Source organism: Enterobacter roggenkampii, assembly GCF_001729805.1.
In the GTDB taxonomy this organism is placed as follows: Bacteria; Pseudomonadota; Gammaproteobacteria; order Enterobacterales; family Enterobacteriaceae; genus Enterobacter; species Enterobacter roggenkampii.
In genome coordinates this window covers 307208-325278 of record NZ_CP017184.1, presented here as the reverse complement: position 1 = coordinate 325278, position 18071 = coordinate 307208, and the positions used below count along the sequence as shown (strand labels likewise).

Below are 18071 nucleotides of genomic sequence, written 5' to 3'. Positions count from 1 at the left end.
CGAAGTTTTAAGCATCTGGTGGAAAAGGGGCGCTACTATAGCACAAAGAAAAGCCGGAGGCGCAGCGCCTCCGGTGGACTTTAGAACGTCATGCTCAGCTGAGCCCCTGCGCCCCAGGTTTCGTCTTCACCGTACAGGCCCATCAGGTCAACATGCACGGTGCTAAACGGCGCGAAACCGACACCGCCGGTAAAGACATTGCTGTCGTTACCCTTCACGTCGGCACGATAACCCGCACGCACCGCCAGCCAGCTCAGCGGCGTCACCTCGGCACCGACACCCACGTATTGCGACGTATCTTCGCTCTTGAAGCCTTTGGTTTCGGTCAGATCGCCATCGGCGGTCAGCGTCACCAGGTCGTTGTGCCAGGCAGCACCGGCGGTCACCAGCGGACGGATCTGGTAGGTGTCTTTATAGCTCACCACTTCTCCCGTACGGCCGTTGCGAATACGGATGTCTTTGGTGTCGATATCACGCGACATCAGGTTTTGTCCGCTCACGCCCACGGTCCAGTGTTCGCCGAAATCGGCCGCAATACCGGCATCCACGTTGAAGCCCGTATCGTCAGTGCGGTAGCGGCTGTCGTTCCACTTGTTACTGTCGTAATCGTAGATTGACGTGGTGTAGTTATAGACCCAGGTTTTTTGCAGTTTTGGCGTAACCCCCACGGAAACCGGGACGCCACCCAGATCGAACTGACGGGCAACAGCAACACCGTAATCGGAGACTATCGCCGCCCGGCCGGATGCCGTTGAGTTGAGGTTTTTGGTGATCTGATCCGTACCATTCAGCGCAGCGTCCAGCGCGACACCGGCAGCCACGACATTGCTTCGTTGAATACGGCGAAGGTAATCAATATCTTGCTGATCGATAGACGAGCTCACCCGGCCATGGGCATAGCCTTTCGCCATGAAGGCTACCGAAAGGACATCGTTAGGGATACTCACCGCAAGCCCTGCCCCTGCCGTTGCGCGTGCGGTTTTGCCTTTGAGATAGTCCAACTCATCGGCCAGATCTTTGGCCGCGCCCTGGAATTGATTAATGGAACCTAATGGATTGGTGATAATTTCTCGTGGCGTGAGATTATCAACCACATCCTTGTAGTGATTAATTTTGTCGTTGATGTTATCAATCTCGTCCTGAAGATTGTCTTCATCCGTGATTTGCGCGCCAACCGAAGGCAATATGACCGTCACATCATCGTCCGGCTTTGCCTTTGCCAGCAGCGCGGGGTTGATTAACGCCCCACTACCATAGCTCCCCGAAGCCACGCCGGTGCCACCCATTGCGTCGCTGCGTGATTCTGTCCAGGTATTGGCTGCTCCCGCCTGATTTGCCATAAACAAGGAGACAGCAATGCTAACCACCGAAAATTTAAAATTTTTTTTCACAGTATGCCCGTTATAGTCTGTTATGAAATAACCCCTGTCTGTTATCACCCAAACAGGAACGAACTATTGCTGTGAATAAGTAGTAAAAGACCCGCTATTTCTTTCCCTAAGTAAAACTCCCTTACGGCCTGTTATATTTTGTGACGGCCCTCAATATTTATAGAAGAGGAAATTATTTTTTCCCAGGTTTTCCATCATGCGGCCCAAAAAACTGCGGGGGATGATCTACCCAGCGATCTTCCCGCGTGGCGGCATACACGGGGTTGAGCGGGTAGTAGATACGGTTGTGCTTCTTGTTGGCCTCGCCAACGACCAGGAGCTGAACCTCATCGTCCGTGTTGTTGATAAAGGTATGACAGATGCCGGTTCCGGCGGGAAAACCTACGCTGTCGCCAGGCTCCAGCTTCCACAAGTAGCCGTTAATCCAGGCTTCAGGGTAGCCTTCGAGCACGTAAACAAACTCTTCTTCGTCGCTCTCCGCATGCGGATAGGACGTTCTGCGCCCAGGCGGCAGGCGCTCATGATGGATGCCAATACGCCCGAGCCCAAGCTTGCGAGCCAGCGGAGCACCAATGGAAAACAGCTCATCGCTGTCGGGGTAGGTCGAGTCATCCGCGCCTTCCACGTCGCGCCAGTGTCGAATGCAGTCAGGTCTTTTCATTCTGGTTCTCCCGGTTTTCGATGGGTCAGGTATAGCACAGACTGGCGGATCTCGGTGTTTTTAGCAGAACATGATAAAGTGAAGGTTTTCCGTCCTATAACATCCGGGGTGCTACATGGATAAGTCCACAAAAGAGCTGTTAGCGCAGGCCGAAAAGCTGTGTGCGCAACGCAATGTGCGCCTGACTCCGCAGCGCCTTGAAGTATTACGTCTGATGAGCCTGCAGCAGGGTGCCATCAGCGCCTACGATCTGCTGGATCTACTCCGCGAAAGCGAGCCGCAGGCAAAGCCGCCGACGGTCTATCGCGCGCTGGATTTCCTGCTTGAACAAGGGTTCGTGCACAAGGTGGAATCCACCAACAGCTATGTGCTATGCCATCTGTTCGATCAGCCCACCCACACATCGGCGATGTTTATCTGTGACCGCTGCGGCGTGGTGAAAGAAGAGGCTGCGGAAGGCGTGGAAGATATTATGCATACGCTGGCAGCGAAAATGGGCTTTGCCCTGCGTCATAACGTGATTGAAGCGCACGGGCTCTGTTCCGCGTGCGTGGAGGTGGAAGCCTGTCGCCATCAGGACGCGTGTCAGCACGACCACTCTATCCTGGTGAAGAAAAAGCCGCGTTAGCGGCAAAAGAAAAGGCGGCTCATGGCCGCCCTCAGGGTGTACTTCCTTATACTTTCGGGTGTAGCCCGGTTACCAGCGGTAGTCGTTGCGTTTTTCCCAGTCGCCCACTTCTTTTTCCGCCTGGTCTTTTGCGTAGCCGTAACGCTCCTGGATTTTACCGACAAGCTGATCGCGTTTACCTTCGATGACGGTCATGTCGTCATCCGTCAGCTTACCCCACTGTTCTTTCGCTTTACCTTTGAACTGCTTCCAGTTGCCGCCGATTTCGTCTTTATTCATCATCGTGTCCTCTTCGTTAAGCGTCGGGTCGTAACGTCCGTTACGTTCTTTTCTGCTGGACGTGATAATTATTGTAGTTAAGGATTCCGTGGTTAATTTCATATTCGGAATCTTTAACCGTCACGATATATCGGAGCGCGAGGGAAACCAGGTATTGTTTTGCCAGTGCCGGTGCCAGATAAACGCCAGCGATAACCCGCGCAGCGAGAGGAAGACGGCCAGGGCCAGCCACAGGCCATGATTACCCAGCCAGGGGAGCGTCAGCAGCGTCAGGCCAAATCCGGCCGCCGCGACAGCCATACTGTTGCGCATTTCGGCTCCGCGCGTCGCCCCAATAAACATGCCGTCCAGCAGATAACACCAGACGCCAACCACCGGTAAGACGACTTGCCAGATGAGATAGTGGCTCGCCAGCTCGCGCAGCGCAGGGAGAGAGGTAAGCAATGCAACGATTTGCTCACCGAAGCAGGCGTAAACCAGACCAAAGGCCAGCGCCACCAGCCCCGACTGACGGCAGGCAGCCCGCCACACCTCCCGAAGCTGCCCGCTTTCGCGCGCGCCGTACGCCTGCCCGGAATGCGCTTCGACCGCGTAGGCAAATCCGTCCAGCGCATAGGCGGTAAAGGTCAGAAGCGTCAACAATACCGCATTCACCGCAACGATTTCCGGCCCCAGTCGAGCCCCGAAAACCGTCAGCGCACCGAAGCAGAGCTGAAGAAGAAGCGAGCGCAACATGATGTCACGGTTGAGCGCCAGCAGCTTACGGATATTGCCGCGCCATGCGGTTTTGAGCAGCGCCAGGGAGATCCCGCGCATGGCCAGCACACGCCGGACCATCCACAAGCCAATGATAAAGGTCCCGTATTCGGCAATCGCCGTCGCCAGCGCCGCGCCCTGCACGTTCATATGCAGACCCATGACCAGCCAGACGTCCAGAACAATGTTGAGCAGGTTACCCACCACCAGCAAAATCACGGGCGCGCGGGCGTACTGCACGCCCAGTAGCCACCCCAGCAGAACCAGGTTTGCCAGCGAGGCGGGTGCGCTGAGCCAGCGGATTTCCAGGAACCGTCGCGCCTGCGCCAGTACCGCTTCGCTGCCACCGACGATATGAAGCGCAAGATCGATCAGGGGGGCCCGCAATACAACGATTAACGCACCCGCGCCAAGCGCGAGGATCAGCGGCTGCACCAGTGCGCGCGCCAGACGCAGCGGATCTTTCGCGCCATAAGCCTGTGCGGTAAGACCGGTGGTACTCATGCGCAAAAAGAGCAGCAGCATAAACAGGAAGCTGGTTGCCGTCGCGCCAATCGCCACGCCGCCAAGATAAACCGGTGAATCAAGATGGCCTATAACGGCAGTATCAACCAGCCCCAGCAAGGGCACGGTAATATTGGAGAAAATCATCGGCAGAGCAAGACGCCACAATGCCTTATCGGATGCCGTCAGCAGTGACATGAAAGATACCGGGAGTGGGGAATGAATCAGGCTACAGCGGTGCCATAGCCTGTCAGGAAGAGATTACAGCCATTCACCGTTGCGAATCACGCCTACCGCCAGACCTTCAATAGAGAAGCTCTGTTCGCGGAGGTCGACCACAATCGGGGTGAACTCGCTGTTTTCGGGCAGCAACTGAACAGTGTTACCCTGCTTTTTCAGACGCTTAACGGTCACTTCGTCATCAATGCGTGCGACCACGACCTGGCCGTTTCGCACGTCCTGGGTTTTATGCACCGCAAGCAGATCGCCATCAAGAATGCCGATGTCTTTCATCGACATGCCGCTGACGCGCAGCAGGAAATCAGCGCTCGGTTTGAACATGCCGGGATCGACCTGGTAGTGACCTTCAATATGCTGTTGTGCCAGCAGCGGCTCACCTGCAGCAACACGCCCTATCAGCGGAATGCCCGTCTCTTCTTCCACCAGCAGGCGGATACCACGCGACGCGCCTGACACAATCTCAATCACACCCTTACGCGCCAGCGCTTTCAGGTGTTCCTCGGCAGCATTCGGAGAACGGAAGCCCAGACGCTGCGCGATTTCCGCACGCGTGGGTGGCATACCCGTCTGGCCGATATGATCCCGAATGAGATCAAACACCTCTTGCTGCCTGGTCGTTAACGCTTTCATTCCGCCCCCTGGGTGTATATACAGTTATGCTGTGAGTATATACAGTCAAAGGCGATTTTGGAACCAAAAACTGCACAAAAAACCAGGGACTTAATTATTCCTCGAGGCTCATAGGAAATGTGACCAAAGCAGGGTGACCCAGGTGATAACGGCAGTGATAATCGCCAGCAACACGGCAGCAGAGCCCATGTCTTTTGCACGGCCAGAAAGCTCATGGAAATCGGAACCAATGCGATCAACAACGGCCTCAATAGCGCTATTAAGAATTTCCACTATCATCACCAGAAGTACGGAACCGATAAGCAGTACGCGGGTAATCGCATCAACATCAAGGAAACAGGCGACGATCACCGCGATGATTGCGGCGACGCCCTCCTGGCGAAAAGCGGCTTCGTTGACCCATGCGGCACGGAAACCTTTCCATGAATAGCCGGCGGCTTTGATGATACGCGTTAACCCAGTGGTATTATTGGCCATTAAAAGAACCTTTTTTAAAAAAGAGCGTCATTAACATGAGGCGGAGCGCGTTTCGCTACAGCCTGAAGTATGACGGGTAACAACAGAAATTTTGCGCGCTTTCTGTTATCCTTGCGCCGCAATTGCATTATTAACCAGAGGCTTTACATCGTTTATGTCCGGCTGGCCACGAATTTACTACAAATTACTTAATTTACCATTAAGCATCCTGGTAAAAAGCAAGTCTATCCCAGCAGAACCCGCGCTGGAACTGGGGCTCGATACGTCGCGCCCTATTATGTACGTTTTGCCTTATAACTCGAAGGCAGACTTACTGACGCTTCGCGCCCAGTGTCTGGCGCATGACTTACCTGACCCGCTTGAACCGCTGGAAGTTGACGGTACGCTGCTGCCGCGCTACGTCTTCATCCACGGCGGGCCGCGCGTATTTACCTATTACACGCCGAAAGAAGAGTCCATCAAGCTGTTCCATGACTATCTCGACCTGCACCGCAGCAACCCCGAGCTGGATGTGCAGATGGTGCCGGTATCGGTGATGTTTGGTCGTCGTCCGGGTCGTGAAAAAGGCGAAGAGAATCCGCCGCTGCGCATGCTTAACGGCATCCAGAAGTTCTTCGCGGTCTCCTGGCTGGGACGCGACAGCTTTGTGCGTTTCTCCCCTTCCGTTTCGCTGCGTCGCATGGCGGACGAGCACGGCACCGACAAGATCATCGCGCAAAAACTGGCGCGCGTGGCGCGTATGCACTTCGCTCGTCAGCGCCTGGCGGCCGTAGGGCCACGCCTCCCGGCGCGTCAGGATCTGTTCAACAAGCTGTTGGCTTCAAAAGCGATCGCCCGCGCCGTTGAAGACGAAGCGCGCAGCAAGAAAATTTCGCATGAGAAAGCTCAGCAGAACGCCATTGCGCTGATGGAAGAGATCGCAGCGAACTTCTCTTACGAGATGATTCGCCTGTCCGATCGTATTCTCGGCTTTACCTGGAACCGCCTGTATCAGGGCATCAACGTCCATAACGCCGAGCGCGTGCGTCAGCTGGCGCACGATGGCCATGAGATTGTCTATGTCCCCTGCCACCGCAGCCACATGGACTACCTGCTCCTTTCCTACGTGCTCTATCACCAGGGGCTGGTGCCACCGCACATCGCAGCCGGTATCAACCTGAACTTCTGGCCCGCGGGCCCGATTTTCCGTCGCCTGGGCGCGTTCTTTATTCGTCGTACCTTCAAGGGCAACAAGCTCTACTCCACCGTGTTCCGCGAGTATCTGGGCGAGCTGTTCAGCCGCGGCTATTCCGTGGAATACTTCGTGGAGGGCGGTCGTTCCCGTACAGGTCGTCTGCTCGATCCGAAGACCGGCACGCTGTCGATGACCATCCAGGCCATGCTGCGCGGAGGTACCCGTCCGATCACGCTGGTGCCTATCTACATCGGCTACGAGCACGTGATGGAAGTGGGCACGTACGCGAAAGAGCTGCGTGGCGCGACCAAAGAGAAAGAGAGCCTGCCGCAGATGCTGCGCGGCTTGAGCAAGCTGCGCAATCTCGGTCAGGGCTACGTGAACTTCGGCGAGCCGATGCCGCTGATGACCTACCTGAACCATCACGTGCCGGAGTGGCGCGAGTCCATCGATCCTATCGAAGCGGTGCGTCCGGCCTGGCTAACGCCAACGGTTAACGGCATCGCGTCCGAGCTGATGGTGCGCATTAACAACGCCGGTGCGGCTAACGCCATGAACCTGTGCTGTACGGCGCTGCTGGCTTCACGTCAGCGCTCGCTGACCCGTGAACAGCTCACGGAGCAGCTGGATTGCTATCTGGACATGATGCGTAACGTGCCGTATTCGGTTGACTCGACCGTGCCTTCTGCAACCGCCAGTGAACTTATCGATCACGCGTTGCAGATGAACAAGTTTGAAGTGGAGAAGGACACGATCGGCGACATCATCATTCTGCCGCGCGAGCAGGCGGTGCTGATGACCTACTACCGCAACAACATCACGCATATGCTGATGCTGCCGTCGCTCATGGCCGCCATTATTACCCAGCATCGTCATATCTCCCGTCAGGAGCTATTGCGCCATCTTGAGACCATCTATCCAATGCTGAAAGCGGAGCTGTTCCTGCGCTGGAGTAAGGATGAGCTGGCGACAGAACTGGATAAGATGACGGAAGAGATGCGTCGCCAGGGGCTGATTACCCTGAACAACGACGAGCTGCACATCAATCCGTCACGCTCCCGCACCCTGCAGCTGCTGGCGGCCGGTGCGCGCGAAACGCTGCAGCGCTACGCCATCACGTTCTGGCTGCTGAGCGCGAACCCGTCCATCAACCGCGGTACGCTGGAGAAAGAGAGCCGGACGCTGGCCCAGCGCCTGTCCGTTCTGCACGGTATTAACGCCCCTGAATTCTTCGACAAAGCGGTCTTCAGTTCTCTGGTGCTGACGCTGCGCGATGAAGGCTTCATCAGCGATACGGGTGATGCCGAGCCGGAAGAGACGTTGAAGGTGTACCAGATGCTGGCAGAGCTGATTACCTCGGACGTGCGCTTAACGATTGAGAGCGCCACGCAGGGCGAGTAACACAATGCCGGGTTATGGCCCGGCCTGACGCCCTGGATAATAAAAAGGCCCGGTAAGCGCTGACGCTACCGGGCCTTTTTTTTCCTTGTTAAATCATTGCATTTAGCTGAGCAGCGTAAAGGCAATCATCCCGACAATTGCACCCGTCGTGCCGAGGATAGTTTCCATCAGCGTCCAGGTTTTCAGGGTTTGCGCTTCGGTGGCACCGGTAAACTTACCGAACAGCCAGAAGCCGGCGTCGTTAACGTGAGAGACCACAATCGAACCGCCCGCGATACAGATAGAGAGCGCGGCCATCTGGGCACCGGAGTAGTTCAGCTGTTCAATCACCGGCATCACCAGACCCACGGCGGTTAAACACGCCACGGTGGCGGAACCCTGGATGATACGCACCGCCGCAGCCAGCACAAAGCAGGTGACCGCAATCGGCAAGCCCATCCCGGTCAGCGCTTCGCCCAGAGCCGGGCCCACGCCGGAATCCACCAGCACCTGCTTGAACACGCCGCCTGCACCGATAACCAGCAGGATAATCCCCGCAGGCTGCAGCGCCGCACCGCAGATCTCCATCACCCGGTCTTTTGGCATCCCCTGACGCATCGCCAGACCGTAAATCGCCACCAGGCACGCCACCAGGATCGCCGTGAACGGATGACCAATGAACTCAAACCATTCGTAGGCGGTAGAACCGACCGGCACAAAGCGCGCGGCGATGGTTTTCAGGCCCACGAGCACCAGCGGCAGCAGGATCAGCGACAGGCTGAAGCCAAAGGATGGCATTTTGCCCTCGCCCAGGTGCGGCTCGGTAATGTCGTCCGGAATGTGCAGCTCAACGTAACGGCTGATGAAGTTGCCCCACAGCGGACCGGCGATAATCATCCCCGGGATTGCCGCGCACAGGCCAATCAGGATCATCCAGCCAAAGTCGGCGTGCATCTGGGAAGCCAGCAGCATCGGGGCAGGCCCCGGCAGCAGAAACGCTGCGGCTGCCGCCACGCCCGCAAACAGCGGAATGACCAGCTTCACGAGGTTAGTGCCGGTATGGCGCGCCATGGAGAATGCGACGCTTATCAACAGCACAACGGCCACTTCGAAGAACAGCGGCAGCGCGCAAATCAGACCGGCCAGGCCAATCGCGTAATGCGCACGGCTGTGGCCGAAGGATTTCAGCATCTTGACGGCAATCTGGTCGACCGCGCCCGTCTCGTGCAAAATCTTGCCAAACATCGCGCCCAGCGCGACCACAATCGCCAGGAAGCCCAGCGTACCGCCCATCCCTTTTTCCATTGTCGCGGCGATCTTGTCGAGCGGCATACCGGAAAAGAGACCAGCACCAATAGAAACCACCATCAAAGCAACAAAGGCATGCATGCGCGCCTTCATCACTAAAAACAGCAGCAGCAATACCGAACCCACTGCTGTCAAAACTAGCGTTAATGTACTCAAAACTTACTGCCTTTTATTAATGACCTCGATGGTGCTGGCAACAACACCCTCCAGTGACTGATCGATATCAACCACTAAGACGTCTTTTTCGTCTTCACCCGGCTCCTGCAGCGCTTCAAACTGCGTCACCAGCATCTGGGTTTTGAAGAAGTGACCTTTACGCGCCTTCAGGCGGCTTTCAATCACCTCGAAATCCCCTTTCAGGTAGATGAAGGAGAGGTTCGGATTGCCGTCACGCAGCAGATCGCGGTAGGTTTTTTTCAGCGCGGAGCAGACGATCAGGGAGACTTTATTGGTGCGCTGCATCGCGAACGCGGCGTCGTTCAGCGCCTGCAACCACGGTTTACGGTCGTCGTCGTTCAGCGGCTCGCCGGAGGCCATTTTCATGATGTTGCTGCGCGGATGGAGGAAGTCGCCATCAAGAAACGCAGCCTGGAGTTGATGCGCCACTTCGCTGGCCACGGCTGATTTCCCGCTACCGGAAACGCCCATCAGGACGTAGACGTGGTGATCGTGATTAGTCGTGCTCAAAGGGTGTCCCTCAGTCAATTGTTACGGGTAACAGTTATCGGTAACATTGTCCTGCCGGGGCAAAAGAGAAGCAATATCCAAACGTGCGCGAAGTGAATAAGTGTGAGCTACTTCAAATTTGTCAGTTCAAATAGATCCACCCGGTGACAAGGTGAAACCTAAATCTAACATTTTCGGCGTAACCGTCTCGCCACGAATGCGCGCCAGCAGGCGTTCTGCGCCAATGCGGCCCATACGTTCACGCGGCGTCAGGACGCTCGCCAGACGCGGCTCCATCACCTGACCGATGTCATGGCCGTGGAAACCGGCGATCGCCATATCATCAGGGATCTTCAGCCCCAGACGCTGGCACTCAAACGCTGCGCCGACCGCAAGGTCATCGTTGGTACAGAAAATACCGTCCAGTTGCGGATACTCGCGTCGCGCCTGACGCATCAGCTCAATACCCGACGTATAGGAAGAGGACTGCTCCACCATCACGCTGTACGGGGTTAAGTTCGCGTCGAGCATCGCCTGCTCGTATCCCTTCTGTTTGATGATAGTACGTTCATCAAGACGCGCGCCCAGATAGGCGATATGACGATGCCCGCGGGCGATAATGGCCGCCGTCATCTGGCGCGCCGCTTCGAAGTTATCAAAGCCGACGGCGATGTCGAGGCACGGCGACTGGCTGTCCATCAGCTCCACGACCGGAATACCGGCCACTTCAATCATTTTGAGCGTGCGGGCAGTGTGGGTACGTTCGGTTAAAATCAGGCCGTCAATGTTCCAGGAAAGCATCGATTCAAGACGTTCCTCTTCGAGTTCCGGCTTGTACCCGTAGTGGGCGAGCATGGTCTGGTAGCCAAACGCATCGGTGACGCTTTCAATTCCACGTAATACTTCGGCGAAAACCTGGTTGGTCAAAGAAGGAAGCAGAACGCCCACCGCGCGGCTGGTCGCATTCGAGAGAATATCGGGTGCACGGTTGGGGATGTAACCCAGTTCATCAAGGGCAGCGGCAATCTTGCCACGTAACGCCACGGAAACCTGTTCCGGGTTACGTAAAAAACGGCTGACCGTCATTTTGGTCACACCGACGCGATCGGCGACATCCTGAAGTACGGGGCGTTTCTTTTTCATCGTCCTGAGAAATCTTGAAGTGGGAGATTTGCTCAGTTTACCACGGACAAAGCCCATCCTTCCCCTGTCAAAGGGAAGGATGGGGATTTATTTATGTTTTATTACACCGGCGGCAGGTCAAACAGCAGAATTTCGCTTTCGCTGTCGGCATGCACCGAGATCGCCTGCTCATCCCAGATCGCCAGACCATCGGCGGTTGTCGCTTTGGTGCCGTTGATGGACACCTCCCCTTTCACCACCTGGATCCAGACGCGGCGGTTAGCGGCAATCTGATGCACGGACTGTTCATCTTTCGCCAGCGCCCAGCGGTACAGCTCCATATCCTGATGCACTTTCAGGGAGCCTTCGCGCGCATCCGGGGAGAGCACCAGCTGTTTACCCTGTTTGGCGTCGAAGCGGCGCTGCTCGTAGCGCGGCGTGATGCCGGTCTCTTCTGGAATGATCCAGATTTGATACAGGTGCAGTTTTTCCGTTTTGCTTGGGTTGTACTCGGAGTGACGCACCCCGGTACCCGCGCTCATAATCTGGAACTCGCCCGCCGGAACCTGCTCTTTGTTGCCCATGCTGTCCTGGTGCTCAACCGCGCCTTCCAGCACATAGGTCAGGATTTCCATGTCTTTGTGCGGGTGGGTACCAAAGCCCTGGCCTGCATCAATCACGTCGTCGTTAATCACGCGCAGTGCGGAGAAGCCCATGAAGTTCGGGTCGTAGTAGTCGGCAAACGAGAATGAATGCCATGAGTCCAGCCAGCCATGATTCGCGTGACCACGTTCGTTTGCTTTGCGTAAGTAGATCATTGTTTTCACCCTCAGTTCGTTTCGATGGAGTAAGTGTGGACGCAAACGGCCTGGGATCATAGGGGGTGAAAATTGACTCCTCTGTTCAAAAATTGTGAACAAGTGCAGAGGAGCCGTTTTTGCTTATTTTGCGAGGGTTATCGTGGCAGGAGAAGCCTGTTCGAAGGCCCGCTCAAGGATTTCGAGGTTGGTCAGAACGTCAGATTCCTTGACGTAATTCGCCGTGCCGTTTGTGAGGGTCTCAAACAGCGCATCATAGACGCGGCCATAGTCGCCGGTTTCCGGCTTCAACGTTTCTTTGACCGTCACGCCCTCGTCGTTCACATACTCCAGCACGCCCACGGAATCGTCCGCGGCAAAGCCTGGTTCACCCGGCATGATATTGGCCTTCAGGCTGGTCTCCTGCTGGTCGATACCGTATTTGATAAACGAACCTTTAGTGCCGTGAACGATAAATTTCGGGTAGTCGATCTTCACCAGGTGGCTGGTTTTGACGATGGCCTTCAGGTCGCCGTAGAACAGCTGGGCTTCGAAGGTATCGTCCGGGTTGGCTTTATTGCGCAGGCTGCGAATGTCATACGCCACGTGGTCCGGGCGGCCAAACAGGGAGATGATCTGGTCCATGGTATGCACCCCCAGCCCGTAGAACGAACCATCCTGCGGCAGTCCGGGTTGCGTTTCCGCCACCGGGCGGTAGTAATCGAAGTGACTTTCGATTTCCACGATCTCGCCGAGCTTGCCGCTTTCAATCGCTTTTTTCGCCGTCAGGAAGCAGCTGTCGAAGCGACGGTTCTGGTACGGCGTGACGGTCAGCCCTTTACTTTTCGCCAGCGCGAACAGCGCTTTCGCTTCGGCGATGGTCGGGGTGAACGGCTTTTCTACCAGCACGTTTTTACCCGCATTGAGCGCGCGTTTCGCATAGTCAAAATGGCTGTCGGCGTGGGTGCAGACAATCACCAGCGTGACCTGCGGATCGTTAAGCACGTCATCGAGATCGCTGGTGAAGTGGATGTGGGAATACTGAGGAGATTGCTCTTCCGGCTTCGCGCGGCGGCGGTAGATATGGGCCACATGCCAGGTATCTTTACGGTTGAGGACATACGGCAGGTGATAGCGGGTGGTGCTTTTGCCAAATCCAATAAATGCACAGTGTAGTGTCATGGCTCAGTCCTTTTGGAAGGTTACTGAGTCTAACCATAACAAAAAAAAAGCCAGCTAAAAGCTGGCTAAAGTAATACTGGAAGCAATGTGAGCAATGTCGTGCTTTCAGGTTCCCGTAGCGGTCTTCCTGAATGCAGAGCAATAATAATCATTCTCATTCGCACTTGTCCAATACTTTTTGCAAAAAATAGCGGTTGACTCAAATTTTAAAGTCATTGATGTTGGAAGGGACGTTTAACTGACTGAGGGACAAGGAATGAGTGAGATAGTGATACGCCATGCGGAACCGAAAGATTATGACGCCATTCGTCAGATCCACGCCCAACCGGAGGTGTACCACAACACACTACAGGTTCCTCATCCATCTGAGCAAATGTGGCAAGAACGACTCACCGACCAGCCCGGCATTAAGCAACTGGTCGCCTGTATAGACGGTCATGTCGCCGGGCATCTGTGCATCGCCGTCGCGCAACGCCCACGCCGCAGCCATGTGGCTGATTTTGGGATTTGTGTCGGCGCGCAGTGGCAAAACCGGGGCGTTGCCAGCGCGCTGATGCGCACCATGATTGATATGTGCGATAACTGGCTGCGCGTTGACCGCATTGAGCTGACGGTGTTTGTCGATAACGAGCCGGCGATTGCGGTGTACAAAAAATACGGGTTCGAAATTGAAGGCACCGGCAAGCGCTATGCCCTGCGCAACGGCGAGTATGTGGACGCGTATTATATGGCGAGAATGAAGTAGTGATTTGCCGGGTGGCGGCTTCGCCTTACCCGGCCTACGTTCGTGTAGTTGTCGGCCCGGTAAGCGCAGCGCCACCGGGCAATACATCAATACCCCGCCGTCAAATCATCCACCGAACGCGGGTCTGATGCGCCAAACAGCGCTCCGTCCGGCCCCACCATAATGCTCTGGGTGCTGCCCATCGCCTCCTTCACCGCCACCTTCTGCCCACGCTGCTCAAGCAGTTTAATGGTGTCCGGGCTAAAGCCCTTCTCGACGCGCAGCTCGTCCGGCAGCCACTGGTGGTGGAAACGCGGGGCGTTAGTCGCTTCGGCGACGTTCATCCCAAAGTCGATGCTGTTCACCACCATCTGCAATACGGTGGTGATAATCCGGCTGCCGCCCGGGCTACCGGTTACCAGCCAGGTTTTGCCCTCTTTCACCACGATGGTGGGCGACATGGACGACAGCGGACGTTTCTTCGGCCCTACCGCATTCGCATCGCCGCCGACCAGCCCGTAGACGTTCGGCACGCCCGGCTTGGCAGAGAAGTCATCCATCTCGTTGTTCAGCAGAATGCCGCTATTGCCCGCCACAATCCCGGTGCCGAAGGTGGTGTTGAGCGTATAGGTCACCGCCACCGCGTTACCGTCTTTATCCACCACCGAGAAGTGGGTGGTCTGGTTGCTTTCATACGGTGCCAGCTTGCCGGGACGGATCTCGCTCGACGGCCTGGCCTTGTTGATGTCGATCTGATCGGCAATCGATTTGGCGTACGCCTTGTTGGTCAGCGCCTGCCACGGCACCTTCACGAAGTCCGGATCGCCGAGATATTCCGAGCGGTCGGCGTAGGCGCGTTTTTCCGCTTCCGCCATCACCTGCATGGCATCCGCGCTGCCGAAGCCGAACTTGTGCATATCGAAGTTTTCAAGAATGTTGAGGATCTGCACGATGTGAATGCCCCCGGAAGACGGCGGTGGCATGGAGAAGACCTCGTACCCGCGGTAGGTGCCGCTAATCGGCTCGCGCTCCACCGCCTTGTAGTCCGCCAGATCCGCTTTGGTGATGAGCCCGCCGCTCTTCTGCATCTCTTGTGCAATCTGGTCGGCAATCGCCCCTTTGTAGAAGGCGTCCGGGCCGTGCTCCGCAATCAGCTCCAGGCTTTTGGCGAGGTTCTTCTGCACCAGCTTATCGCCCTTCTTCAGCGGTTCACCGTCTTTCCAGAAGATCGCCTTGCTGTTTTCGTGATTCGGAATGACTTCGCTACCGTAGGTTTTGAGGTCGTCTGCCAGGGCGTCATTCACCACAAAGCCCTCCCGCGCCAGCTTGATAGCAGGCTGAACCACCTTGTTCAGCGGCATCGTGCCGTATTTTTCCAGCGCCAGCGAGAAGCCCGCAACGGTGCCCGGCGTGCCGGAGGCCAGGTGCGAGGTCAGGGATTTTTTACTGTCCGGGTTGCCCTGGTCATCGAGGAACATGTCCCGTGACGCCTGAGAAGGCGCCATTTCACGGAAGTCGATGGCGGTGGTTTTCCCGTCTTTGGTGCGCAGCATCATAAAGCCGCCGCCGCCCAGGTTCCCCGCCTGCGGGTGCGTCACCGCCAGCGCATAGCCGACGGCGACCGCCGCATCCACCGCGTTACCGCCCTGCCTGAGAATATCGACACCCACGCGTGTCGCCAGCGCATCCACCGACGCCACCATGCCGTGGGTTGCCCGCACGGGATGAAAGACATCTTCCTCCACGCCGTAAGAGACCGGAGGCGCCGCGGGCGGGTTGGCCGCCACGCTAAATGTACCGCCTGCCATCAGCGCGGCGAGGGCGACCCAGCGCAAAAACGTTGGTTTCATCATTATTGTTCTCCAGGTGAAGGGATCCATATTCCCCGCTTAAGCCTGGTTCACAACTCCTAAAAAATCATCGTCATGGTGAAATCAGGGTAAACTTAAGAGAGACCTCAAAAGGAGGAAATGACAATGAAACGCTTATTGATTCTTACGGCGCTGATCCCCTTTGCCGCGCTCGCACAGCCACTCAATACGATGAATAACCCGAACCAGCCGGGTTACGTTATCCCGAGCCAGCAGCGTATGCAGACCGAGATGATGAGCCAGCAACAGCAGCAAAAAGGGATGCTGAATCAGCAGCTGAGAACGCAGACCCAGATGCAGCAGCAAAGCCTGCAAAATCAGATGAACGCCAACACCCAGCGCGTGCAGCAGGGGCAGGTTCGCGAGCAGCCGCTGCCGAACAAAAATGGCGGAATGTTAGGTGGAATGACCTCGTCAGGCAGCGGACAGCAGCATATGCTGCCGCCGCAGTCGAATGGCAGTATGCTTAATCCGCAGAACTAAAGTCCGGGCCGATCAGGTCAATCGCATCGGTACAGATGCTGTCCACGCCCCAGCGCAGCAGTTCGGCTGCACGCTGGGGTTTATTGACGGTGTAAACCAGAATATGCAGACCCGCGTCTTTCAGCACCTTCACCCGCGCCTCATCCAGCAGCTTGTGATTAAGATGAATAGAGACACACGCTAAGCGCGTCGTCAGCTCGCGCCAGTCCTCGCGCCACTCGTCCAGCAATAGCCCGCGCGGCAATTCCGGCACGGCCGCCTGCGCCGCCTCCAGGGCATCAATTTCAAACGAGGAGAGCAGCGGCGCGGTCATCCCTTCCCACAGCTCGCGCGCGGCCAGGGCAATGACTTTGCCCGTCAGCGGCCCGGTGCCGGTGGTCGGTTTGATTTCGATATTGGCCATCATGCCGTGCTGGCGACAGCGGTCGGCCACTTCCGCCAGCAGCGGCAGCGGTTCGCCTTTGAATTCGCCGCTGTACCAGCTTCCGGCGTCGATTTTCAGCAGATCGCGCCACGGCAGCTCGCCCGCCACGCCCCAGCCGTTGCTGGTGCGTTCGAGGTTATCGTCATGCAGCAGGAAAATCTCGCCGTCTTTCGACAGCTTGGCGTCGAACTCGATCATGGTGTGGCCGTAACGCGCGCCAACATCAATCGCCGCCAGGGTGTTCTCCGGCGCCAGCTTACCGCCGCCGCGGTGGGCGACGACGTGGGGATAAGGCCAGTTGCTCATACTCGTTGTCCTGTTTCACCGTCAAAAAGGTGCAGATGATTTTCCGGCAGGTGCAGCCACAGCGTGCTGCCCGCTTTCGGGCGCTCCTGATGCGCCAGACGCACCACCATCTTTTGCTCGCCCCAGCGCCCGTGCGCCAGGTTATCTGCACCCAACATCTCCAGCGTGTCCATCACCAGCGGCACGCCGCCTTCCGCCTGAGAGGTTAAACCGATATGTTCCGGGCGGATACCGAGCGTCATCTTACGCCCGGCGTAGCCACGATAGTACCAGTTGATCGGCAATGCCATCCCGCTTTCCAGCTCAAAGTGCGTGCCCGTGCTGCTGATGCGCCCTTCGAGCAGGTTCATCGCCGGGCTGCCGATAAAGCTCGCCACAAAGCGGGTGGCCGGTTTCTCGTAGACTTCCACGGGGGTACCAATCTGCTCGGCAACGCCTTTGTTCATCACCATCACGCGCTGGGCGAGGGTCATGGCCTCAACCTGATCGTGGGTAACGTACAGTGACGTGGTTTTCAGGCGACGGTGCAGCTGCTGCAGCTCAAGACGCATCTGCACGCGCAGCTTGGCGTCGAGGTTAGACAGCGGCTCGTCGAACAGGAATACCGCCGGATCGCGCACGATGGCGCGCCCCATCGCCACGCGCTGGCGCTGGCCGCCGGAGAGTTCGCGCGGGCGGCGCTTGAGCAGGCCGTCCAGCTCCAGAATTCGCGCCGCTTCTTTCACGCGCTCCTCAATATGGCCTTTGCCCATGCCGCGGATTTTCAGCCCCCAGGCCATGTTCTCCTCCACGCTCATGTGCGGGTAGAGAGCGTAGTTCTGGAACACCATCGCGATGCCCCTGTCTTTCGGCTCCATCTCGGTGACGCGCTGGCGGTCAATCCAGATATCCCCGGACGTTACGCGCTCCAGCCCCGCCACCATGCGCAGCAGCGTAGATTTGCCGCAGCCGGACGGGCCGACCATCACGATAAACTCCCCGTCCGCCACGTCGAGCGTGAGCGGCTGAATCACCTGGGTTTTGCCGTCCCAGCTTTTGGTTACTGCCTGAAGTTTTAAACCTGCCATC

Annotated in this window: 18 protein-coding genes; 4 read left to right on the top strand and 14 right to left on the bottom strand. The window is 56.9% G+C overall.

From position 1 onward, the window contains the following. Window positions 1-80: 80 nt before the first annotated feature. Both BFV67_RS01480 and BFV67_RS01475 read right to left on the bottom strand, forming a co-directional pair. Window positions 81-1391: a conjugal transfer protein TraF gene (locus BFV67_RS01480; protein ID WP_021242754.1), complete on the bottom strand. Its 1311-nt coding sequence runs from the start codon at window positions 1389-1391 to the stop codon at window positions 81-83. A 172-nt stretch (window positions 1392-1563) separates the two neighbouring features. Then, window positions 1564-2052: a cupin domain-containing protein gene (locus tag BFV67_RS01475; protein ID WP_069597762.1), complete on the bottom strand. Its 489-nt coding sequence runs from the start codon at window positions 2050-2052 to the stop codon at window positions 1564-1566. A gap of 115 nt (window positions 2053-2167) precedes the next feature. On the opposite strand from BFV67_RS01475, the gene zur reads away from it, so the two are divergent. After that, window positions 2168-2680 (top strand): zinc uptake transcriptional repressor Zur, encoded by a 513-nt coding sequence (gene zur / locus BFV67_RS01470; RefSeq protein ID WP_008503369.1) that lies wholly within the window; start codon window positions 2168-2170, stop codon window positions 2678-2680. Window positions 2681-2749: 69 nt separating this feature from the next. Here the strand turns inward: zur and BFV67_RS01465 are convergent, their stop codons facing one another. The 4 genes from BFV67_RS01465 to BFV67_RS01450 form a co-directional block, all read right to left on the bottom strand. Further along, a complete protein-coding gene (locus BFV67_RS01465) occupies window positions 2750-2959 on the bottom strand; it encodes a CsbD family protein (protein ID WP_014830284.1) in 210 nt (69 codons plus the stop codon). A gap of 120 nt (window positions 2960-3079) precedes the next feature. Next, complete coding sequence (gene dinF, locus BFV67_RS01460) at window positions 3080-4417, bottom strand: MATE family efflux transporter DinF (RefSeq protein ID WP_069597761.1); 1338 nt, start codon at window positions 4415-4417, stop codon at window positions 3080-3082. Window positions 4418-4480: 63 nt separating this feature from the next. Further along, window positions 4481-5089 (bottom strand): transcriptional repressor LexA, encoded by a 609-nt coding sequence (lexA, locus tag BFV67_RS01455; protein ID WP_008503366.1) that lies wholly within the window; start codon window positions 5087-5089, stop codon window positions 4481-4483. Between the two features lie 108 nt (window positions 5090-5197). After that, on the bottom strand, window positions 5198-5566 hold the full coding sequence (locus BFV67_RS01450) for a diacylglycerol kinase (protein WP_008503365.1): 369 nt from the start codon (window positions 5564-5566) through the stop codon (window positions 5198-5200). Window positions 5567-5720: 154 nt separating this feature from the next. Here BFV67_RS01450 and plsB point away from each other — a divergent pair, with 154 nt between their 5' ends. Beyond that, the gene (gene plsB, locus BFV67_RS01445) at window positions 5721-8141 is read left to right on the top strand and encodes a glycerol-3-phosphate 1-O-acyltransferase PlsB (protein WP_008503364.1); all 2421 of its coding nucleotides are present in this window, start codon (window positions 5721-5723) and stop codon (window positions 8139-8141) included. Window positions 8142-8243: 102 nt separating this feature from the next. Here the strand turns inward: plsB and gntU are convergent, their stop codons facing one another. The 5 genes from gntU to BFV67_RS01420 form a co-directional block, all read right to left on the bottom strand. Beyond that, complete coding sequence (gntU, locus tag BFV67_RS01440) at window positions 8244-9584, bottom strand: gluconate transporter (protein ID WP_014833577.1); 1341 nt, start codon at window positions 9582-9584, stop codon at window positions 8244-8246. Between the two features lie 3 nt (window positions 9585-9587). Further along, entirely contained in the window at window positions 9588-10115 is a 528-nt protein-coding gene (gene gntK / locus BFV67_RS01435; RefSeq protein ID WP_008503362.1) for a gluconokinase, read from the bottom strand. 126 nt (window positions 10116-10241) lie between these two features. After that, window positions 10242-11237, bottom strand: coding sequence for a gluconate operon transcriptional repressor GntR (gene gntR / locus BFV67_RS01430; protein ID WP_021242747.1), 996 nt, complete (start codon window positions 11235-11237; stop codon window positions 10242-10244). Between the two features lie 101 nt (window positions 11238-11338). Beyond that, a complete protein-coding gene (locus tag BFV67_RS01425) occupies window positions 11339-12034 on the bottom strand; it encodes a pirin family protein (protein WP_008503360.1) in 696 nt (231 codons plus the stop codon). Between the two features lie 123 nt (window positions 12035-12157). Next, the gene (locus tag BFV67_RS01420) at window positions 12158-13195 is read right to left on the bottom strand and encodes an oxidoreductase (protein ID WP_069597760.1); all 1038 of its coding nucleotides are present in this window, start codon (window positions 13193-13195) and stop codon (window positions 12158-12160) included. 256 nt (window positions 13196-13451) lie between these two features. On the opposite strand from BFV67_RS01420, the gene yhhY reads away from it, so the two are divergent. Further along, window positions 13452-13940, top strand: a complete 489-nt coding sequence (yhhY, locus tag BFV67_RS01415) for an N-acetyltransferase (protein WP_069597759.1) — start codon at window positions 13452-13454, stop codon at window positions 13938-13940. A gap of 86 nt (window positions 13941-14026) precedes the next feature. On the opposite strand, the gene ggt is transcribed toward yhhY, so the two are convergent. Further along, window positions 14027-15772, bottom strand: a complete 1746-nt coding sequence (gene ggt / locus BFV67_RS01410; protein ID WP_201258622.1) for a gamma-glutamyltransferase — start codon at window positions 15770-15772, stop codon at window positions 14027-14029. A 123-nt stretch (window positions 15773-15895) separates the two neighbouring features. Between ggt and BFV67_RS01405 the strand changes: the two genes are divergently transcribed. Beyond that, window positions 15896-16273, top strand: a complete 378-nt coding sequence (locus BFV67_RS01405) for a DUF2756 family protein (protein WP_032664701.1) — start codon at window positions 15896-15898, stop codon at window positions 16271-16273. Here the strand turns inward: BFV67_RS01405 and ugpQ are convergent. Further along, on the bottom strand, window positions 16257-17003 hold the full coding sequence (gene ugpQ / locus BFV67_RS01400) for a glycerophosphodiester phosphodiesterase (RefSeq protein ID WP_055321158.1): 747 nt from the start codon (window positions 17001-17003) through the stop codon (window positions 16257-16259). The two genes, BFV67_RS01405 and ugpQ, sit on opposite strands and share 17 nt — an antisense overlap. Then, the gene (locus BFV67_RS01395) at window positions 17000-18070 is read right to left on the bottom strand and encodes a sn-glycerol-3-phosphate import ATP-binding protein UgpC (RefSeq protein WP_008503354.1); all 1071 of its coding nucleotides are present in this window, start codon (window positions 18068-18070) and stop codon (window positions 17000-17002) included. Before BFV67_RS01395 ends, ugpQ begins: the two co-directional genes overlap by 4 nt. Between the last annotated feature and the right edge of the window lies 1 nt (window position 18071).

Bases quoted from the DNA above. Each gene is read 5' to 3' on its own strand.
- lexA (WP_008503366.1), bottom strand. From the start codon at position 5,089: ATGAAAGCGTTAACGACCAGGCAGCAAGAGGTGTTTGATCTCATTCGG.
- BFV67_RS01450 (WP_008503365.1), bottom strand. From the start codon at position 5,566: ATGGCCAATAATACCACTGGGTTAACGCGTATCATCAAAGCCGCCGGC.
- plsB (WP_008503364.1), top strand. From the start codon at position 5,721: ATGTCCGGCTGGCCACGAATTTACTACAAATTACTTAATTTACCATTA.
- BFV67_RS01425 (WP_008503360.1), bottom strand. From the start codon at position 12,034: ATGATCTACTTACGCAAAGCAAACGAACGTGGTCACGCGAATCATGGC.
- BFV67_RS01420 (WP_069597760.1), bottom strand. From the start codon at position 13,195: ATGACACTACACTGTGCATTTATTGGATTTGGCAAAAGCACCACCCGC.
- BFV67_RS01465 (WP_014830284.1), bottom strand. From the start codon at position 2,959: ATGAATAAAGACGAAATCGGCGGCAACTGGAAGCAGTTCAAAGGTAAA.
- ggt (WP_201258622.1), bottom strand. From the start codon at position 15,772: ATGATGAAACCAACGTTTTTGCGCTGGGTCGCCCTCGCCGCGCTGATG.
- gntR (WP_021242747.1), bottom strand. From the start codon at position 11,237: ATGAAAAAGAAACGCCCCGTACTTCAGGATGTCGCCGATCGCGTCGGT.
- zur (WP_008503369.1), top strand. From the start codon at position 2,168: ATGGATAAGTCCACAAAAGAGCTGTTAGCGCAGGCCGAAAAGCTGTGT.
- BFV67_RS01475 (WP_069597762.1), bottom strand. From the start codon at position 2,052: ATGAAAAGACCTGACTGCATTCGACACTGGCGCGACGTGGAAGGCGCG.
- dinF (WP_069597761.1), bottom strand. From the start codon at position 4,417: ATGTCACTGCTGACGGCATCCGATAAGGCATTGTGGCGTCTTGCTCTG.
- BFV67_RS01405 (WP_032664701.1), top strand. From the start codon at position 15,896: ATGAAACGCTTATTGATTCTTACGGCGCTGATCCCCTTTGCCGCGCTC.
- ugpQ (WP_055321158.1), bottom strand. From the start codon at position 17,003: ATGAGCAACTGGCCTTATCCCCACGTCGTCGCCCACCGCGGCGGCGGT.
- yhhY (WP_069597759.1), top strand. From the start codon at position 13,452: ATGAGTGAGATAGTGATACGCCATGCGGAACCGAAAGATTATGACGCC.
- BFV67_RS01395 (WP_008503354.1), bottom strand. From the start codon at position 18,070: ATGGCAGGTTTAAAACTTCAGGCAGTAACCAAAAGCTGGGACGGCAAA.